The organism is Bacteroidota bacterium, assembly GCA_016213405.1.
In the GTDB taxonomy this organism is placed as follows: domain Bacteria; phylum Bacteroidota; class Bacteroidia; order Palsa-948; family Palsa-948; genus Palsa-948.
Genome location: JACRAM010000002.1, coordinates 1 through 20,781, shown reverse-complemented (window position 1 = coordinate 20,781; position 20,781 = coordinate 1). Strand labels below are relative to the sequence as shown.

Annotated in this window: 16 protein-coding genes; 15 read left to right on the top strand and 1 reads right to left on the bottom strand. The window is 42.5% G+C overall.

The features are described 5' to 3' along the window. Nucleotides 1-246 precede the first annotated feature (246 nt). From HY841_00200 to HY841_00130, 15 genes are all read left to right on the top strand, one after another. Nucleotides 247-3,741 (top strand): T9SS type A sorting domain-containing protein, encoded by a 3,495-nt coding sequence (locus HY841_00200; GenBank protein ID MBI4929153.1) that lies wholly within the window; start codon nt 247-249, stop codon nt 3,739-3,741. 6 nt (nt 3,742-3,747) lie between these two features. Beyond that, complete coding sequence (locus tag HY841_00195) at nt 3,748-6,876, top strand: T9SS type A sorting domain-containing protein (protein ID MBI4929152.1); 3,129 nt, start codon at nt 3,748-3,750, stop codon at nt 6,874-6,876. Continuing rightward, complete coding sequence (locus HY841_00190) at nt 6,876-7,082, top strand: hypothetical protein (protein ID MBI4929151.1); 207 nt, start codon at nt 6,876-6,878, stop codon at nt 7,080-7,082. The genes HY841_00195 and HY841_00190 overlap by 1 nt, the downstream gene beginning before the upstream one ends. A gap of 28 nt (nt 7,083-7,110) precedes the next feature. After that, on the top strand, nt 7,111-7,353 hold the full coding sequence (locus HY841_00185; GenBank protein ID MBI4929150.1) for a hypothetical protein: 243 nt from the start codon (nt 7,111-7,113) through the stop codon (nt 7,351-7,353). Nucleotides 7,354-7,417: 64 nt separating this feature from the next. Further along, a complete protein-coding gene (nrfD, locus tag HY841_00180; GenBank protein MBI4929149.1) occupies nt 7,418-8,815 on the top strand; it encodes a polysulfide reductase NrfD in 1,398 nt (465 codons plus the stop codon). A 5-nt stretch (nt 8,816-8,820) separates the two neighbouring features. Further along, nucleotides 8,821-9,333 carry a DUF3341 domain-containing protein gene (locus tag HY841_00175; GenBank protein ID MBI4929148.1) on the top strand — a complete coding sequence of 171 codons (513 nt, stop codon included), beginning with the start codon at nt 8,821-8,823 and terminating at the stop codon, nt 9,331-9,333. A 31-nt stretch (nt 9,334-9,364) separates the two neighbouring features. Then, nucleotides 9,365-10,090, top strand: a complete 726-nt coding sequence (locus tag HY841_00170; protein MBI4929147.1) for a cytochrome c — start codon at nt 9,365-9,367, stop codon at nt 10,088-10,090. 60 nt (nt 10,091-10,150) lie between these two features. After that, complete coding sequence (locus HY841_00165) at nt 10,151-11,299, top strand: quinol:cytochrome C oxidoreductase (protein MBI4929146.1); 1,149 nt, start codon at nt 10,151-10,153, stop codon at nt 11,297-11,299. A 46-nt stretch (nt 11,300-11,345) separates the two neighbouring features. Then, nucleotides 11,346-11,732, top strand: coding sequence for a four helix bundle protein (locus HY841_00160; protein MBI4929145.1), 387 nt, complete (start codon nt 11,346-11,348; stop codon nt 11,730-11,732). A gap of 17 nt (nt 11,733-11,749) precedes the next feature. Further along, a complete protein-coding gene (locus HY841_00155) occupies nt 11,750-12,829 on the top strand; it encodes a cytochrome c oxidase subunit II (protein MBI4929144.1) in 1,080 nt (359 codons plus the stop codon). 36 nt (nt 12,830-12,865) lie between these two features. Next, nucleotides 12,866-14,656, top strand: a complete 1,791-nt coding sequence (locus tag HY841_00150) for a cbb3-type cytochrome c oxidase subunit I (protein ID MBI4929143.1) — start codon at nt 12,866-12,868, stop codon at nt 14,654-14,656. An 84-nt stretch (nt 14,657-14,740) separates the two neighbouring features. Beyond that, the gene (locus HY841_00145; GenBank protein MBI4929142.1) at nt 14,741-15,460 is read left to right on the top strand and encodes a hypothetical protein; all 720 of its coding nucleotides are present in this window, start codon (nt 14,741-14,743) and stop codon (nt 15,458-15,460) included. 164 nt (nt 15,461-15,624) lie between these two features. Next, nucleotides 15,625-16,896 (top strand): peptidase T, encoded by a 1,272-nt coding sequence (gene pepT / locus HY841_00140; protein ID MBI4929141.1) that lies wholly within the window; start codon nt 15,625-15,627, stop codon nt 16,894-16,896. Between the two features lie 9 nt (nt 16,897-16,905). Then, the gene (locus HY841_00135; protein ID MBI4929140.1) at nt 16,906-17,877 is read left to right on the top strand and encodes a two-component sensor histidine kinase; all 972 of its coding nucleotides are present in this window, start codon (nt 16,906-16,908) and stop codon (nt 17,875-17,877) included. Next, complete coding sequence (locus HY841_00130; GenBank protein MBI4929139.1) at nt 17,870-19,396, top strand: 2,3-bisphosphoglycerate-independent phosphoglycerate mutase; 1,527 nt, start codon at nt 17,870-17,872, stop codon at nt 19,394-19,396. The genes HY841_00135 and HY841_00130 overlap by 8 nt, the downstream gene beginning before the upstream one ends. A gap of 32 nt (nt 19,397-19,428) precedes the next feature. Here the strand turns inward: HY841_00130 and HY841_00125 are convergent, their stop codons facing one another. After that, nucleotides 19,429-20,613 carry a T9SS type A sorting domain-containing protein gene (locus tag HY841_00125; GenBank protein MBI4929138.1) on the bottom strand — a complete coding sequence of 395 codons (1,185 nt, stop codon included), beginning with the start codon at nt 20,611-20,613 and terminating at the stop codon, nt 19,429-19,431. Nucleotides 20,614-20,781 lie beyond the last annotated feature (168 nt).

The window sequence follows — 20,781 nt, the reverse complement described above, 5'->3', positions numbered from 1 at the left end:
TAGGACTTTCGCAAAAAAGTATTTTTAGAAAGAATAGAACACAGATAACACGGATGATACGGATAAGCACAGATAAAATCAGTGAAAATCAGTCAAATCAGTGTTATCCGTGTTCCATTTTTAATTTCTTGCGAAAGTCCTACATCTGTAACAATCTGTTATCTGTACATCTGTAACAATCTGTTATCTGTACCATATATGAAAATGTCACAATTTATCCCGCGCATAGTATAACAACTAACACCAATGAAAAAAACAAATTTTATTATCGCAGTCGCATTTTATGCGGCAACAAGTTTTCCCCCTAATGGGGGGACAAAGGGGGGCTTCGGTACTTCTTGTTCTGCCCAAAACACATGGAGCCCCGTTGGAGCCGGCACCGATAATGTGGTGAAGACTTTTTACAGAGACCAAACAGCCAACATGCTTTATGTGGGCGGAGCTTTTCAGAATGCCGGTGGCGCTGCTGCCAATTTCATAGCTAAATGCGATGGAGAAAACTGGAGCGCGCTGGGCACAGGAACCAATTCAGATGTCAATGCCATAACCATGAAAGGAACCAAGCTATATGCAGGCGGCTCGTTCACCACCGCAGGCGGCTCTTCCGCCAATTATATTGCCGTTTGGGATACCGCAGCTTCAACATGGTCAACCCTTGGAACAGGAATGGACGGAGATGTGAACGCTCTTGCCATCTACAGCAACGAACTCTATGCCGGAGGAATGTTTTCAACGGCTGACGGAAACCCAACTCCCTTTGTTGCAAAATGGAACGGAAGCACCTGGGTAGATGTGGGCGGAGGAATGAGCGGCAGTGTTTTAGCCCTCGCAGTTTATAACGGTGAATTATATGCGGGAGGAACATTTATGAATGCCGGTGGAAAGCAAACCAATAATATTGCCCGCTGGAACGGTGCCGTATGGGATACCGTGGATGTGGGAATGGATTTTGACGTGTATTCATTATATGTTTTTGGCGGTGAGTTATATGTGGGTGGCGCTTTTAATAATGCCGGAAGCGTTTCAGCCAACCACGCTGCAAAGTGGAATGCCACCACAGGCACCTGGTCGGCACTGGGAGCCGGAACCGATCTTGAAGTAACCTCGTTCACTGACAGAGTCGGAACGCTGTATGCGGGAGGAAGATTTTTTAATGCCGGAGGAAACCCTGCCAGCTATATTGCCAAGTGGAACGGCACTCAGTGGGATTCTCTGCCGAGCACGGTGGACGATCAGATAAACGCACTTCAGAAACACAAAGGAGCCGTGTATGCAGGCGGAAACTTTACCAACGCAAGCGGACAACCCGCTTCTTTCATTGCAAAATGGTGCGATGTGGATGCGCAGATTTCAGCCAGCGATACAATACTATGCGTTGGACAAAGCGCCACCTTAACAGCAACAGACGGCAATACCTATTCCTGGTTTTCTGGCGAAACAGATGCAGCCATCAGCGTTTCACCTTCCGTTACCACCACCTACACCGTTATTGCCTATAGGTTTGTTTGCAGCGATACCACAACTTTTACCATCACCGTTCCTCAACCCGTGGCAGGCATTACCGGAAATGATACCATTTGCTTTGGCGCTTCCACCGTATTAACAGCAAGCGGGGGTGTTTCTTATTTGTGGAATACATCTGCAACTACAACTTCTATTTCCTTAACCTTAACCTCAACCTCAACCTTTACAGTGATTGCTACCGATGCCAACGGATGCACCGATGATGATTCAATTCAGGTGGTTGTTAATCCTCTTCCATCCGCTTCTGCCGGAAGCGATGTCAGCATTTGTCTGGGAGAAACAACAACACTTACTGCCTCAGGCGGAGGAAACTATCTTTGGAATTCCGGTCAGACCGATGCCGTTATTTCAGTGACACCAACTTCAACCACCGGCTATATAGTTACAGTTACGGATGTAAATGTTTGCAGCAACAGCGACACGGTAACTGTTTTTGTGAACCCTCTTCCCGCTATTTCCATTTCGGCAAGCATTACGATTATTTGTTCCGGTGACAGTTCATTGCTGACAGCATCCGGTGGAAATACTTATTTGTGGGACTTCGGCTCAACCGATGCCATGGTTTATGTTTCTCCAACCACCACCACTTCTTATACTGTGACGGGAACCGATGGAAACGGATGCTCGAATACAGATGCCATTGCAATTAATGTTTCCACTTCAATAACAGCGATGATTACAGCAACTGATACCACCATTTGTGACGGAGAAAATCCAACGCTCACTGCTTCGGGCGGAACTTCTTTTGCCTGGAACACTGGCGAAACCACTGCTTCTATTTCCGTTATGCCTTCAACCAGCACTACTTATTCTGTAATTGTAAACAGTTCGGCTTGTTCCGATACCGCACTGTTTAACTTAAGTGTAAACCCGACTCCAACCGTAACTGTGGTTGGTGGATTGACCATTTGCGAAGGCGACACTTCTGTGCTTACTGCACAAAATTCGGCAACAGGCGTAAGCTATTCGTGGAGCACAAATGAAACCACCGCCTCCATCACAGTTGCTCCGGCTTCAACAACCAATTATTCCGTAACCATTACCGATGCTAACGGATGTTCCGGTAGCGCCAACGGAATGGTTACTGTCAACTCACTGCCCACTGCATCCATCAGCGGCAATACACCAATTTGTGCCGGAGGATGTTCTTCACTTACCGCATCAGGCGGAACAAATTATTTGTGGAGCACAGGGGCAACAGACGCGGTAATTTATGATTGCATAAATACCACATTCACAGTTACTGTAACTGATGCCAACGGATGTTCAGATGTTGATTCTGTAACTATCGCTGTGAATCCACTGCCCACCGCATCCATCAGCGGAAACACAACCGTTTGTGCGGGTGATTGCTCTACGCTTACCGCATTGGGAGGAACTGATTATTTATGGAACACCGGGCAGACCACTTCTTCCATTACTGTTTGCCCTACTACAACTACCGGATATACTGTTACTGTTATGAATGCCAGCGGATGCACCGATGTTGCTTCGGTTACTGTAACTGTAAATCCTTCTCCTGTTCTTTTTATCAGCGGAGGCGGAATGATTTGTTCAGGGCAAAATGCGGTGCTTTGCGCTTCAGGCTGTTCAAGTTATCAATGGAACACTGGCGCAACTTCTTCATGTATTACCATTTCTCCCACATCCAACACAACCTATTCGGTTGTATGTATGGATGCCAGCAGTTGTTCAGCTTCAGCTTCTGTTGCTGTAACAGTAACTCCAGTTCCTTCATTATCAGTAACGGCTACAGATGCATCCTGCTCTACTTGTTGCGATGGAACTGCAACTGCAAATGCGACAGGAAACTTTCCTTTTATGTTTTCGTGGAATCCAGGCAGTCAAACCACTTCAACGGCAACCGGACTTTGTGTTGGAAATTATACGGTTTGCGTAACGGATGCCAATGGATGTACTGCCTGCGATACCATCACTGTAAGTTACACTATCGGTATTGCTCACGTTTCATCTTCAATAGGTATTTCAATCTTCCCCAATCCGTTCAATCTTCAGACCACAATTGTGTTGAGTTCAATTCTTGAAAGCGGAGAAGTCATCGTAACAGATATGGTTGGCAAGAAAGTTATTTCAATGCAAATAAATAATTCAAATAAATTCATCATCAACCGATCAACTCTTTCAGCAGGAGTTTACTTTATGAAAGTGATTTCAGAAAGCAAACCTATCGCTGCAGGAAAACTCATTATTCAATAACATCAAATGAGAAAACAAAACAGCAAGAAAGTACAAAGTACAAAGTACAAAGTACAAGGTATAATCGCAACAGTTTTCTTTACATTGTACATTATACTTTGTACATCGTACATTTCCTTTGCGCAAAACACCCGCCAGTGGGGAACTTATTATGGCGGCACAAGAACAGACAACGGATACAGCATTGCGTACGATGCTTCCGGCAACATTTATCTTGCCGGTTACACCAGCGACAGCACCAGCGCGATTTTTACTTCGGGCGGATTTCAAAATGCCTATGGCGGAGGCGCCAACGATGCCATGCTTATTAAGTTTGACTCAAGCGGCAATCGCCTATGGGCAACGTATTACGGAGGAACCGGTGATGACCAGGGATATGCTGTAACCACCGATGCATCCGATAATGTTTATATAACAGGATACACAAGCGGTGCGAATGGCATTGCAACCGCAGGCGGATTTCAAAATACTTCCGGAGGAGGCAATGATGCTTTCGTTGCAAAGTTTGATGCAAGCGGCAACCTTCTTTGGGGAACTTACTATGGTGGCAACCGATCAAGTTACGGACAAGCATTGGCAGTGGATAATGCAGACAATTTATATTTGGGAGGATACACCAACGATACACTCACCGGATCCATCTCCTCTGGCGGATTTCAGAATCTAAACGGAGGCGGAACGTATGACGCATTCCTTGTAAAGTTTGATGCCAGCGGCAGCCGCTTATGGGGAACTTATTATGGCGGTTCAGGAACAGAAGCGCCCAATCCTCCTGTTGTGGGAGCAAACATTGGTCTTGCCATAGATGCTGCTGACGCAGTTTACATGACTGGAAATACAACAAGCAACAACGCTATCTCTTCAAGCAATGGAGTATATCAGCCTGTTTATGGAGGCGGAACAGATGCTTATCTTGTAAAGTTTGATGCAAGCGGAACAAGAATTTGGGGAACTTATTTCGGAGGTGGCAGTGGTGATCAGGGGCACAGCGTTGCGGTATATCAAAACATTCTTTTTTTATCCGGAAGAACCGCGAGCAACAGCGGCATCGCTACGGCTGGCGCGTATCAAACAACGTACGGAGGCGGAACGTATGATTCTTTCCTTGCACGATTTGATACAAGCGGAGCAATCACATGGGGAACCTATTATGGCGGAGGAACTCAGGAATGGGGATTATCTGTTACCACTGATGCCATGGGAAATATTTATCAGGCAGGACGCAGCAGCAGCAATGCAAACGTGGCGTCTTCAGATGGATTTCAAACAACCTTCGGTGGAAATGTGGATGCTTATGTGGTAAAGTTTGATACAAGCGGCACAAGATATTGTGCAACATATCTCGGAGGAACCGGTGGCGACTTTGCGTATGGAGTTACAGTAAGCGCGGGTAAAATTTATATGGCAGGATACACAGCAAGCAACAGCGGTATTGCTTCTTCAAACGGATACGATGATATTTATGGTGGCGGAGGCAATAACGATGCCTTCCTTGCAAAATTTTCTTCCTGTCTTGATGTAGCGCTCACCCCAACCGATGCGTTGTGCAACGGTAGCTGTGATGGAATGGCTGCTGCCAATCCGAGCGGTGCAACCATGCTTCCGTATTCTTACCAATGGAGCAACGGGCAAACTACTCAAACAGCAACCGGACTTTGCGCTGGAACTTATTATGTAACGGTTAATGATGCCAACGGAAATTCACAAATAGATTCGGTTGTGGTGAATGAACCAGTTGCAATTTCTATTAATACGAACAGCACTCCTGCTACCTGCGGAAATGCTGACGGGGATGCAACGGCAAACCCATCGAATGGAGTTGCCCCTTACTCTTATTTATGGAATCCTTCCGGACAAACTACAACAACTGCTACCGGGATTGCAGCAGGAATTTATTCCGTAACAGTTACCGATGCAAACGGATGCACACAAACAGCACAGGTAATTGTAAATAATAATTCTACTTTGGGAGCAACTATTACTTCGCAGGCAGATGTATCCTGCAACGGAGGAAATGATGGCAGTGCAACTGTAACTGCCACTTTGGGAACTTCTCCTTACACCTATTCATGGTCTCCATCCGGAGGAACAAGTTCAACCGCAACCAACCTTTCTGCAGGAAATTATAACTGCACTGTTACGGATGCTGGCGGATGTATTGTTATTCAATCCGTCACCATTAATGAGCCTGTTGTTTTAGCTGCAACTGCATCTAATGGCATTACGATTTGTATGGGCGACAGCACCATGTTAAATGTAAATGCAACCGGAGGAACAGGCGCCTATACGTATGTATGGACACCCGTAGGAAGTTTGAACGACAACACGCTTTCTAATCCGATGGCTACACCAGGCGTTACAACTACATACACTGTTTTGGTGGTTGATGCCAACGGATGTTCTTCTTCAGATAATGTAACTATTACGGTTATGCCTGTTCCGGTAGCGGCTATCAGCGGAAGCAGCACCGCCTGTCTTGGAGATTCTTCCACGCTCATTGCCTCAGGAGGAATATTTTATATGTGGAATACCGGAGTAACCACTGCATCAATTTCAATTTCTCCTATATCAAACACAACCTACACAGTGATTGTAAGCAACGGAGGTAATTGTTCTGATACAGCAATAATTTCTATTACTGTAACAACTCCTCCAACAGTTTTTATGTTAGCACCTACTAACGCAACCTGTTCATCTTGTGCGGACGGTAGTGCCGGAGCATTCGCAACCGGAAATCCTCCTTTAACCTATCTGTGGAGCAATGGAACCACCAATCAAATTGCTAACGGATTGCTTCCCGGCACCTACACAGTGTGTGTGACCGATGTGAACGGCTGTGCTAAATGCGACACGGTTACGGTGGGATTTACGGTTGGAATTATAAATACCGGTTCGCCCAACTTTGCAGTTTATCCTAACCCGTTTAGTGATATAACAACCATTTTCTTTGGAAATATTATTCCTCATGCTGAAGTGAAAGTGATGGATATGCTTGGAAAAGAAGTCCGGCAGGTGGTTGTAAATAATTCTGATAAAGCTATCATCAGCAAAAACAATTTGCGGAATGGAATTTACTTCATGAAAATAGTTTCTGAAGGAAATACTATTGGAACAGGAAAATTAATCGTTGAATAATGCTCGAGAACGAATACATAAGCAGGCAGATTGAAATTCAAAAATGGGAAATGGATTTTGACAGGCGGCAAATAGAAATTCAGAAACGGCAAAATGAACTTCAGGAGAAGCGGATGAAACTAGAGCAATGGGAAAACAAATTTCAGGGCAGGCATATAAACTTCATCATGGCAAACGGAATTGTAATAAAGACAAAATATACGTAAAACAGTTTCGATAGTAGATGGTCAGGAGTTGGCAGTGAATACGCAGGAGTTGGCAGTGAACACGCAGGAGTTGGCAGTGAACACGCAGGAGTTGGCAGTGGACACGCAGGAGTTGGCAGTGGACACGCAGGAGTTAGCAGTGGACACGCAGGAGTTAGCAGTGGACACGCAGGAGTTGGCAGTGGACACGCAGGAGCTGGCAGTGGACACGCAGGAGTTGGCAGTGGACACGCAGGAGTTGGCAGTGGACACGCAGGAGTTGAAAAATTGAAAATATTGAGCGTAGCATTAAAAACAGAGTAAAAAAAAATAACTTCAAACCTTAAACTAAGGATATGTTCAAAGAAGCATCCATACGCGAGCCACTCATTTTAGGAGATAAAATTTCTTATCATCAGATTACTGAAGATGTTGCCCGCCCGGTTGAAGGAAAAGCAAATAAAATGTGGTGGGGAGCATTTACAGTTGCTTTTCTTGCCATGCTCTGGGGATTCGGCTGTCTTGCGTACACTGTGGGAACAGGAATCGGTGCATGGGGAGCAAACAAAACCGTGGGCTGGGCTTGGGACATCACCAACTTCGTTTGGTGGATTGGTATCGGTCATGCTGGAACACTAATCTCGGCTGTGCTTCTTTTATTTCGTCAGCGATGGAGAATGGGAATCAACCGCTCTGCAGAAGCAATGACCATCTTTGCCGTAATCTGCGCGGCAATTTTTCCCGTGTTTCACATGGGGCGTGTGTGGCTGGCTTACTGGGTAATGCCGATCCCCAACCAGTTCGGTTCTCTCTGGACAAACTTCAACTCACCGCTTTTGTGGGACGTATTCGCTATCATGACTTACTTTACCGTATCAGTCGTCTTCTGGTATCTCGGATTGATTCCTGACTTTGCCATGATTCGCGACCGCGCTAAAGTGGCAGGAAATAAAATGCGCGAAATGATTTATCAGATTCTTTCTTTCGGCTGGAGCGGAAGAGTAAAAGACTGGGTTCGATTTGAAGAAGTTTCTCTCGTTCTTGCCGGGCTTTCAACACCGCTTGTGTTTTCGGTTCATTCTATCGTTTCAATGGACTTCGCCACATCCATAGTTCCGGGCTGGCACACCACTATTTTCCCGCCATACTTTGTTGCGGGTGCCATCTTTTCAGGATTCGCTATGGTGCTCACGCTCGTTCTCATCATGCGTAAAGTGTTGTCTCTCGAACATTATGTAACGGTGAAGCACATCGAATATATGAACATAATTATTATGCTCACGGGTTCTCTCGTTGGCATTGCCTATCTCACAGAGTTTTTCATTTCATGGTATTCAGGAGTGGAATATGAGTCGTACGCTTTTGTTAACCGGGCATCGGGTCCGTACTGGTGGGCATATTGGAGCATGATGACCTGCAATGTGATTTCTCCGCAGCTATTCTGGTTCAAAAAAATCCGCACCAATCTGATGGCGACATTTATTCTTTCTATCGTGGTGAATACAGGAATGTGGTTTGAGCGTTTTGTAATCATCGTTACTTCGCTTCACAGAGATTATCTTCCATCCAGCTGGACAATGTATCATCCCACCTGGATTGAAGTAGGAATTTTTATCGGCACATTAGGATTTTTCTTCACCGCATTTTTGACATTTTCACGCGTGTTCCCTGTAATTGCACAAAGCGAATTGAAAACAATCATGAAAATATCGAGCAAGGTTTTTAAAAACAAAAACGATAACCATCCTCATTAATATTTATGAGTACAAAATCAATACACGCAATTTACGATGACGATGAGGTGCTGGTAAGCGCGGCAAAGAAAATTCATGCGGCTGGAATCAGCGTGAAAGAAGTCTTCACACCTTTTGCGGTACACGGACTTCCGGAAGCGCTTCACGTTCCCCGAACGCGCATCGCAATATGCGCATTCCTTTATGGCTTGACAGCGTTGGGCTTGAGCTGTCTCGGAGTGTGGTATATGATGATTCATGATTGGGCGATGGATGTTGGAGGCAAACCCAACTGGACTTTTTATCACAATGTTCCTGCCTGGATACCTGTCTTGTTTGAGTTTACCGTGTTCTGCGCAGCGCATTTTATGTTCTGGACGCTTCTTTTCAGAAGCTGGATTTTCCCTGGCGTGAAACCGAAAAATCCTGACCCACGGACAACAGACGATAAATTTTTGATGTGGATTGAAACAAATGATACAGATAAGGTTTCACGATTGCTGAGAGAAACCGGAGCGAGTGAAATAAAAATAGTTTAATACAAGTACAAAGTATTAAGTATAAAGTATTATGAAAGGAAAATTTCAAAAATGGTTAAACGTAGGTAAGTTGTACTTTGTACTTTGTACATCGTACATAATACTTGCTTCTTCCTGCAACAATGTTCCTAACAGTCCGGGATGGGAATACATGCCCGACATGTACCGCTCATCTTCGTACGAAACAAATTCGGGTAATTCCATTTTTACCGATAGTTTGACTGACCGCAAACCGGTTCCCGGAACCATTTCTCAGGGTTGGATTCCTAACTCGGAATTTTCTGCAATGAAAGTTCCTTATCCTTACAAGAACGATAGTTTGGGTTATGAACTTGCCGGGCAGAACCTGAGAGATCCTTTTCCTGCTTCTCCTGAAATTATTGGTCAGGGAAAAATTCTTTTTGAGAAATATTGCATTCATTGTCATGGTGCATCAGGGCAAGGTGATGGAGCCGTGGTAACTGCCGGAAATTTTCCTCCTCCTCCTGCTTACAATGGTGCGCAGTTGAAAAACCTTCCTGAAGGAAAAATGTTTCATACACTTCAATACGGAAAAAATATGATGGGTTCTCATGCATCGCAGCTTACTGTTGAAGAGCGATGGAAAATTATCCGTTATGTTCAGACCTTGCAAAACCCAGGCGGTGTTGCAACAGCGGTTGTTCCTGCAGATTCAACCAAGAAAGGAAACAGGGCATCTGTTTCAATACCTGCCGATTCAACTAAAGAAAATACAGTAACAGATAAAAAGTTATAAGGAAGTATGAGTTCAAATTATATATTCTCCGACAAAACAAAAAAGATTCTCTACGCTATGATGGGCATTGGCTTGCTCGCTATTGTGTATGCGTTCGTGAGAGGAATTCCTATCCAGCGCGTTTGGGCGAATTTGCTCGTAGACATTTTCTTTTTCCTGTCCATCGGTCTGGGCGCCACTTTTTACATGGCGAAAAAATATGCTGCCGAAGCATCTTACGCCATTGTTTACAAAAGAGTGTATGAAGCCATCAGCGGTTATCTCCCCATTGGCGCATTGATGCTTGTGTTGTTTCTCATGATGGGATTTTTAGGTTTGCATCATATTTATAAATGGATGGATAAAAGCGTTTATGACACTGCGAGTGAACATTACGATAAAATCCTTGCTAACAAAGCTCCTTATTTCAATCCGGTATTTTTCTGGGGAAGGATATTATTTTTATTCGGCATGTTCATTCTTGCACAGCGCACGCTTCGTAAACGCTCACTCGAAGAAGATTTGACAGGTGATTTAGGTCTTCATAAAAAAAATATCACCACATCTGCATGGTTTCTGGTGCTTTTCGGATTTTTTTCTCCCGTAATTGTTTGGGATATTCTCATGTCAGTTGATACGCATTGGTTCAGCACCATGTTCGGATGGTATGTGATAGCAGGTTTCTGGTGCACCACCATGATTACAATTATGTTATTCTCGCTTCATCTCAAAGATAAAGGACATCTCGAAGAAATGAACGACAATCATTTTCATGATTTGGGAAAATGGGTTTTCGCCCTGAGTTTTTTGTGGACGTATACTTTCTTCTGCCAGTTCATGCTGATATGGTATGCTAACATTCCTGAAGAAGTAACTTATTTCCAGGATAGAATAAGTTTAATGGGGTATCGTCCATTATTCTGGATAATGTTCTTCGTTAATTTTGCTTTGCCGATGATTATGCTTATGTCGCGCGATGCAAAACGCAACGCAACATTTTTGAAAATAGTCGGAGGCATCCTTATATTCACTCATTGGCTGGATATTTATGTAATGGTAATGCCCGGAACGGTTGGAAGTAACTGGCGCGTGTTCAGCCCGCTTGAACTTGGATTGTTCATTGGCTTCGCTGGATTATTTTTGTTTGTAGTGCTTGGACAATTAGCGAAAGCTCCTATTATAGTACAGAAACATCCTTTACTGGACGAGAGCAAACATCATCAGATATAATTAAGGATTTAGGAATTAGGATTAAGGATTTTAAAACCAAACGGCAATGAATAAAGAAGAACTAAAAAAGAGAACAAAAGTTTTTTCAATTAAAGTTTTTAAGTTTTTGAAAACTCTTCCACAAGGAAAAGATGTTGATATTATTTCCTATCAACTCTTCAAAGCATCTTCTTCTGTGGCTGCAAATTATAGAGCAACTTGTAGAAGTAAATCATCAGCAGATTTTTTGAATAAACTTAAAGTGGTTGATGAAGAAGCCGATGAAAGTTTGTTTTGGTTAGAGTTTATTGATGAGTTGGGATTGGAATGTAATAAAATGGAATTAGAATATTTAAAGAAGGAAGCAAATGAATTAGTTTCAATTTTTTCTTCAGCAATTAAAACAATTAAATCTAAAAATGGTGTTGACAAATCCTTAATCCCAAATCCTTAATCCTAAATTGTATTGATATGATAACATTACTTACCTGGGCAGTCATCATTCTTATTATAGTTGCAGTATTTCGCCTGATGAAGATAAATGAACTTGCGTCAGCGCTTCGTGGAGGAAAACCACAATGGGAAGTGACGGAAAGCGATAACCGAATGAACGCACGCATGATGCTTCTGTTTATGTTTGCGTTTTTTATTTTCTGTTTCTGGATATTTTTTAAAACCAAAGACAAACTTTTACCTATCGCGGCTTCTGCGCATGGAGCGCAAACGGATTGGCTGTTGAATTTTAATTTTATAATTATTACCATCGTAGCCTTTGTTACAAATTTTCTGCTCTTTTACTTTGCTTTCAGATATTATAAAGGAAAGAAAAACGACACCGCCACTTTTTTCTCCGAAAGCCACAAATTAGAACTCATCTGGACAACTGTTCCCGGCATTGTGCTTGTTGTAATCATCTTTCTCGGAATCAAAACGTGGAACAACATTACATCGCCTGCCGAAGGAGAATCAATCGTCATGGAGTTATATGCAAAGCAGTTTGACTGGACAGCGCGCTATGCGGGCAAGGATAATATTTTAGGAAAAAGAAATTTCAAACTCATTACCGATACCAACCCGATGGGTCTTGATGCCTCTGACCCCAATGGAAATGATGACATAGTTGTTCACAATGAATTTCATATTCCTAAAGGAAAACAAATTGATTTCAAATTGGGTTCTCGCGATGTAATCCACAGCGCGTACATGCCTCACTTTCGCACCCAAATGAACTGCGTTCCCGGAATGACCACCTCGCTTCATTATGTGCCCACCATCACTACTGAAGAGATGAGAAAAAATCCGAAGGTAATTAAGAACGTTAAAGAAATAAATGAGATTCTTGCGAAGAAAGGAGAAGACCCCTATGAGTTTAACTATCTGCTTCTTTGCAATAAAATATGCGGGCTCAGCCATTACAATATGCAAATGAATATTGTGGTTGATGAACCTGCGCAATATGAAGCATGGCTCAGCAAACAGAAAACAGTTGGAGAAAGTATGACTGCGGAAATAAAAACAGAAAGTAGTAATATGATTGCAGAAAACAAGTAATTAACCTGAACTTAGATTTTAAACTTTAGATATATTATGTCACACGACCTTGCACACGATCCCTCACATGTTGAACATCATCAAGAGGAGAGTTTTATCTCCAAGTATGTTTTCAGCATGGATCATAAAATGATTGCGCGGCAATTTCTTGTCACTGCCATCATCATGGCGGTAGCCGCAATGATAATGTCCACTCTTTTTCGTTTGCAAATTGCCTGGCCCGATGAAAAATTTGCGATTATGAACTGGCTTTTAGGTGACAAATGGGCTCCTGGTGGAAAAATGTCCCCCGAAATTTATTTGGGTCTTGTCACCATTCACGGAACCATTCTCGTATTCTTCGTTCTCACAGGCGGCTTGAGCGGAACATTTGCCAATCTGTTAATTCCTTATCAGGTGGGAGCGCGCGATATGGCTTCACCTTTTCTGAACATGCTTTCTTTCTGGTTCTTCTTTGTCGGAGCCATCCTCATGCTTGGCGGCATGTTTCTTCCCACAGGACCAGCAGCACCTGGCTGGACAATTTACCCTCCGTTAAGCGCTCTTCCTCAGGCGATGCCCGGCTCAGGAATGGGAATGACGGTGTGGCTCATCAGCATGGCTTTGTTTATTATTTCGGCACTGCTCGCGGGCTTGAATTACATTATCACTGTATTAAATCTCAGAGCAGTTGGAATGACCATGATGCGTTTGCCTCTTACGGTTTGGGCTCTTTTCGTGACAGCAATTCTTGGCGTGCTTTCTTTTCCTGTTCTTCTTTCGTGTGTGCTTCTTTTGATTTTTGACAGAGTGCTCGGAACAAGTTTTTATCTCTCGGATATTTACATTAACGGAACGCCATTAGAACATTCAGGAGGAAGCCCTATTCTTTTTCAGCACCTTTTCTGGTTTCTGGGACACCCCGAAGTGTACATCATCATTCTTCCGGCACTCGGGCTGATGTCAGAAATTATTTCCACTAACTCACGCAAACCTATTTTCGGATACAGAGCAATGGTCGGAAGTATTCTTGTTATCGCTTTGCTTTCGTTTGTTGTTTGGGGTCATCATATGTTCGTTACCGGAATGAATCCATTCCTTGGTTCTGTATTTGTATTTACTACCGTTCTCATTGCCATTCCTTCAGCAGTGAAAGCGTTCAACTATATAACAACTTTATGGAAAGGAAGTATTCGTTTTACTCCCGCCATGATGTTTGCCATTGGTGCGGTGTCCACGTTCGTCACAGGCGGAGTTACCGGAATTATTCTTGCCGATGCTGCACTGGATATCAACCTTCACGATAATTATTTTGTGGTGGCACACTTTCATATTGTGATGGGGCTTTCTGCTATCCTTGCCATGTGCGGAGGTGTTTATCACTGGTTCCCGAAAATGTATTTGCGCATGATGAATAAAAAATTAGGATATGCCCACTTCTGGCTTACGTTTATTTCTGCTTATGGAGTATTTTTCCCGCAGCACTTTCTCGGATTGGCAGGCGTTCCCCGAAGATATTACACCAACTCCGCCTTTCCGATATTTGAAAACTTAGTGGACATTGAGCAGATGAGCACCTGGTTCGCCATTCTTGGAGCTTTAGCCCAGTTCATTTTTATATTTAATTTTTTCTACAGCATGTTCAGAGGAGACCGAGCACCGAAAAATCCATGGGGCTCCAACACGCTTGAATGGACTGTTGATATCGGGCATCATCACGGCAACTGGGGACCCAATCTTCCGGTAGTTCACCGCTGGGCGTATGATTACAGCAAGCCGGGTGCGAAGGAAGATTTCATTCCACAAACTGTCCCGCTTGAACCGGGAGAGCAGGATGAAGGGAAATAGCCCACCCCAGCCCTCCCAAAGGGAGGGAGAAGCAAATCTTCTTTTCTTCCGGAAGAGAAGAATGAAAAAAACAAAATCAATGCCATGAAACAGTTCTTTCCCCTTTGCTTCGGGAAGACAGGGATGGGATTTTTATTTTTCTTTCTCCCTTCCCTTTGGGAAGGGTCGGGGATGGGCTGCCATTCACAGGTTTTTGATTCCATTTCTTCTTCCTTGCATAAAAAACCAAGATTCATAGTAGGATTTGCCACCAAAAGCACGTTCATCAACGGATTCCGATCACCGATTTTTACTGCGCGGGTCGGATTGGATTTTAATCATACGGTAAGAGTTGGAGCCGGAGTAAGCTGGCTGAAGCTTTCTCCTTATGATTCAGAAAGAGAAAACTCTCCTTTCTATCTTGACAAAATTTTTTCTGACTCCGCAGGAATCCATGTTGTTCACCCTGCGCTTGATTTCAGGTATATGAATGTTTTTTTTGAATATGTATATTATAATTCAGGCAAATGGCAATTCAGCGTGCCGCTGCAATTAGGAGCGGGAGATTCAAAATATAAATACAATTTTAATGGGAAGAGCATTACTGAAAACAGGCATTGGGTTCTGATATATGAACCAGCGGTATCCGGGCAATATAAAATAACCAAATGGTTTGGAGTTGGACTGGATGTAGGGTTGCGCATCATGCTGGTCACCAATAAAAATATCGGCTATAAATTCAACTCGCCTATGTATGACGTGCGTGCTGTAATTTTTTGGGGAGAACTGTTTAGAATAGTGTTTCCGAAAAAATACATGAGGTAACGTGTTTCACAGCATTCTCAAGATGATAGCCCAAAATGTATTCATTTATAAAAAATTCAAAATCAAGATATTTTTTTAGTTACACAAGGATTATTCAAATAATATGTGTCTGAGATTTGAAATGAAAATGGATGAATGGAGTGGGGAAAATGTATGGAAATGGAATGGGATGTGTATATTTGCAAGTGGAAATTAATCACACTACTACAGAAAGATTTCTCCGCTACGTTCAGATTGATACGCAGTCTGACCCTGATTCTCCATCCTGTCCTTCTACCGAAAAGCAAAAAAATCTTGGAAAAGTTTTAGTAGAAGAATTACTTAAGATGGGAATTTCTGACGCGCACATGGATGAGTATGGATATGTTTACGCGACTCTTCCCTCCAATACAAATAAAAAAGTTCCTGTCATTTGTTTTTGTTCGCACATGGATACTTCACCTGATTGTTCGGGAAAAGATGTGAAGCCTATTGTGCATAAAAACTACAACGGAAAAAACATCTCCCTACCCGCTTCAACGGACGGACAAAAAGTAATTCTTTCTCCGAAGGACCATCCCGATTTGTTGAATCAAATTGGGAATGATGTTATCACTGCTGACGGAACAACTCTTTTAGGTGCAGACAACAAAGCAGGACTTGCAGAAATTATGGACGCAGTTCATCATCTTTTGAAGAATCCTGAAATAAAGCACGGCACAATAAAAATTCTTTTCACACCCGATGAAGAAATCGGAAGAGGCGTTGACAAAGCCGATATGAAAAAGCTCGGTGCCGAATTCGGTTATACAATTGACGGAGAAACGTTAGGTCATATTGAAGACGAAACTTTTTCTGCGGATGGAGTTACGATAACGATTAATGGCTTCAGCACACACCCCGGTTTCGCGAAAGGGAAAATGCAGAGCGCTATTAAAATCGCTTCTGAAGTGATTGAAAAACTTCCCAAGAAAAAACTTTCACCTGAAACTACCGAGAAGAAAGAAGGATTCATTCATCCGACCTCCATGAGCGGAACGATTGAGAAAATGGTTTTAAAATTTATCATCCGGGATTTTTCTGAAAGCGGATTGAAAAAACACGAAGCATTTCTGAAGAAGCACACAAAAAACATTCTGAAGAAACTTCCCAAATGCTCTTATCAATTCGAAATTCAGGAGCAATACCGAAACATGAAAAATGTTTTGAAAAAAAATCCTCAGATAGTTGAATACGCACTTGAAGCAACCAAACGAAGTGGAATCGCACCCGTTCGCTCCAGCATTCGCGGAGGAACAGATGGATCCCGACTTTCTTACATGGGGCTTCCCTGTCCAAATATTTTTGCAGGTGAACACGCCTTTCACTCCAAGCAGGAATGGGTTTCTGTTTACGATATGCAAAAAACAGTAGAGACGATTGTAAATCTCTGCGCTATCTGGGAAGAGAAATCGTAATATTGCAGAATGCAATCTCAAAAATCCAGACCACTCTTTCTTTTTTACATTCTGGTCGCCTATGTTCTCCTTCAATTCATGTGGTGGAGTTATTTAATGATTGAGCAGAATAACGAAATCTACCAACTGAAAAGCACCATCAACCTGCTTCACCACGAAGACCCGCAGTTGGTGATTGAACAAGGAAACGAATTGGAAAAAAAACTTCATGCGCGCTGGATGATGATTGCGGGAGAAGGATTAGTTTTTCTTGTTTTGCTTTCAGTTGCTTTTTTCAGGGTGAGAAATACATTTAAGCTCGAAGCCGAACTTTCATCCCAGCAAAAAAACTTCATGCACTCCATCACACATGAACTTAAATCACCCATTGCATCTGTCAAACTCGCTATAGAAACTCTATTGAAACGCAACCTTGAAAAAGAAAAACAAAAAGAAATACTTGCCAATGCACTAAGCGATACAGACAGATTAAATAATCTTGTGGATAACATTCTGCTTTCCGCGCAGATTGAAAACAAAAGCTATCATATTCAAAAAGAGAAAATCAATCTTTCAGAATACACGCTTGAACTTCTCGGAAAAATTATTCAAACAAATAATTCTCACAGCATTGTACAATCAATACAACCGAATGTTTTTTCCGAACTGGATAAATCCAGCTTCACTTCCATCTTTCTGAATCTGGTTGAGAATGCTATGAAGTATTCTCCCGATGGTTCCATGATAAAAATCATTCTCGCAAAGAAAGAGAACAGTGTAAATTTGTCGGTGCACGATGAAGGCGTTGGGATTTCTGAGGAGGAAAAACAAAATATCTTCAACAAGTTTTACAGAATAGGGAATGAAGAAACTCGCAAAACAAAAGGAACCGGATTGGGATTATATATTGTGAAATATTTGACAGAGCTGAACGGAGGAAATATTTTTGTAAAAAATAATTCTCCGAGAGGAACTATTTTTGAAATCGTATTCAATGGCTAAGAAACTCGCGCTCATAATTCTTGACGGCTGGGGCATCGGTGATAAATCGAAAGCAGATGCCATTGCAAATTCTAAAACTCCTTTTTACGATTATCTTCTGAAAACATATCCTCACTCTGAACTCTTAACAGACGGAGAAAATGTTGGTTTGCCCGAAGGGCAAATGGGAAATTCAGAAGTAGGACATCTGAACATTGGAGCCGGAAGAATTGTGTATCAGGATTTAGCTAAAATAAATAAAGCTGTCCGCGAAAAAACGATAGACACAAATCCTGTTCTGCTTGAAGCGCTGGAGTATGCGAAGAAAAATAACAAGTCGCTTCACTTGATGGGACTTCTTTCTCCCGGAGGAATTCATTCTCACGAACAGCATCTTTACAAACTCTGCGACTTAGCAAAAGAACACGGAATCAAAAATCTTTTCATTCACGCTTTCATGGACGGAAGAGATTGTGATCCAAAAAGCGGATTGAAACATATTCAGAATTTAGAAAAACACCTCCACTCTTCTCCCCCATCGGGGGAGATAAGAGAGGGGGCTCAGATTGCTACAGTATGCGGAAGATATTACGCGATGGACCGGGACAAACGCTGGGAAAGAATCAAACTTGCTTATGATATGCTGGTGAACGGCACAGGTAAAAAATTCTCCAGCGCGATTGAAGCAGTAAAAAGTTCTTATGAAGAAAAAGTGACGGATGAATTCATTAAGCCATGTATAATTTCAGAAGAGGGAAAAATAAAAGAAGGAGATGCAGTTATCTGCTTCAACTTCCGCACAGACCGTTGCAGGGAAATGACAACCGTGCTTACTCAAAAAGATTTTCCTGAATTCGGAATGAAAACTGTTCCTCTACATTATGTAACCATGGCTCGTTACGATAGTACATTTAAAAATGTTCATGTAATTTTTGAAAAAGATAATCTATCTATGACGCTGGGAGAAGTCTTATCTCTTGCAGGCAAAAAGCAAATTCGTATTTCAGAAACAGAAAAATATCCACACGTTACTTTTTTCTTTTCTGGGGGACATGAAAAAGAATTTGATGGAGAGAAAAGAATCATGATTCCTTCACAGAAAGTTGCTACCTACGATTTAAAACCTGAAATGAGTGCCGAAGGTGTGACAGAAGCAATAGTTACAGAACTGAAAAAACCTGAAACAGATTTTGTTTGTTTGAACTTTGCAAATCCCGATATGGTTGGGCATACAGGAGTTTTTTCTGCTGTACAAAAGGCAGTTGAAACCGTTGACGCCTGCAACAAACGGGTGGTGGAAGCGGGAATTGAAAACGGATATTCCTTCATCATCATTGCCGACCACGGCAACGCAGAGTTCATGATTAATCCTGATGGCTCGCCCAACACAGCACACACTACCAATCCTGTCCCTTGCATATTGATTGATACCGATTACAAGAAAATCTCTAACGGAAAATTGGCTGACCTCGCTCCTACGATTCTAAAAATAATGGGAATTGCAATCCCGAAGGAAATGACGGGGAACTCTTTAGTGTAAAAAATAGTTCTGGGCTGACTTCTACCTCAACTTCATTTTGTAATAATTATTTTTTTCAGAGAAGCGCCCTGTTCTGTATTGAGTTTCAGGTAATACAATCCTGAAGGCAATGCCTGAAGATTGATTTCGCGTATCAACTCATTTTTTGTTTCGAAAACTTTTTCTCCCATAGTATTGTACACATCCACCGATTGGATTTTAAGTTCGGGATTTTTAATGGTGAGAAAAAACATTCCGCTTCCGGCAGAAGGATATACTGCCATATCGCTCTCAGAATTATATTCGCTGACAGAACTGGCAGGAGAGCAGGATCCATATTCCCAAAAATCATTTTTATAATTGCCATCATACCCTAAACAAATGTATCCGCAGGTTCCGATACCAAATCCAAAAGCAGTATATCTTGCCGAGCCGCCAAAGTTTGCTTTTTGTGTCCATGTATTTACACCAGGGTCGTATTCCCAGAAATCATTTTTGTAAGCGGCATCGTTTCCTGTTCCAATATATCCCTTGCTGCCAACGCTGAAACCAACAGCGAAGGTTCTTGCCGTTCCGCCAAAATTTGTTTTTTGTACCCAGCTATCAGAAGAAGGATCATATTCCCAGAAATCATTTAGCTTGGCATTGCCCGGACCTGTTCCTGTGCCGATGTATCCTTTGTTTCCTATGCAGAAACCCACTGCGTAATATCGTTGCACACCGCCAAATGCGGCTTTTGTTGTCCAGGTGTCGGTTGCCTGATTCCATTCATAAAGATCATTATAAATAAAGTTGCCGGCATCAATTCCGGCAGCTACATACCCTTTGCTGCCAATACTAAATCCCGTGGCATCTGACCTTGATATGGGAGCGTTTGCTTTTTGAGTCCAGGTATTTAAAGAAGGATCATATTCCCAGAAATCATTTTTTTTTGCGACATCTTTTCCTAATCCGATGTATCCTTTTGTTCCGATGCTAAAGCCCACTGCGCTTTCTCTTGCTGTGCCACCAAAGTTTGCTTTCTGAGTCCAGACATTTGTTGCCTGATTCCATTCCCAGAAATCATTTTTTTGAGAAGACATGTCTCTTCCAACTCCGATATATCCTTTGGTGCCTATGCTGAATCCGGTGGAGCCATATCTTGCCGTGCCGCCAAAGTTTGCCCTCTGCAACCATGTTTGAGAAAAACAATTGGAGAACAGAAAGATCATGAGGATGAGAGTGTAAATGTGTTTCATGATAGTTGGGATTAAGATTTATGTATGATAGGACTTTCGCAAGAAATTAAAAATGGAACACGGATAACACTGATTTGACTGATTTTCACTGATTTTATCTGTGCTTATCCGTATCATCCGTGTTATCTGTGTTCTATTCTTTCTAAAAATACTTTTTTGCGAAAGTCC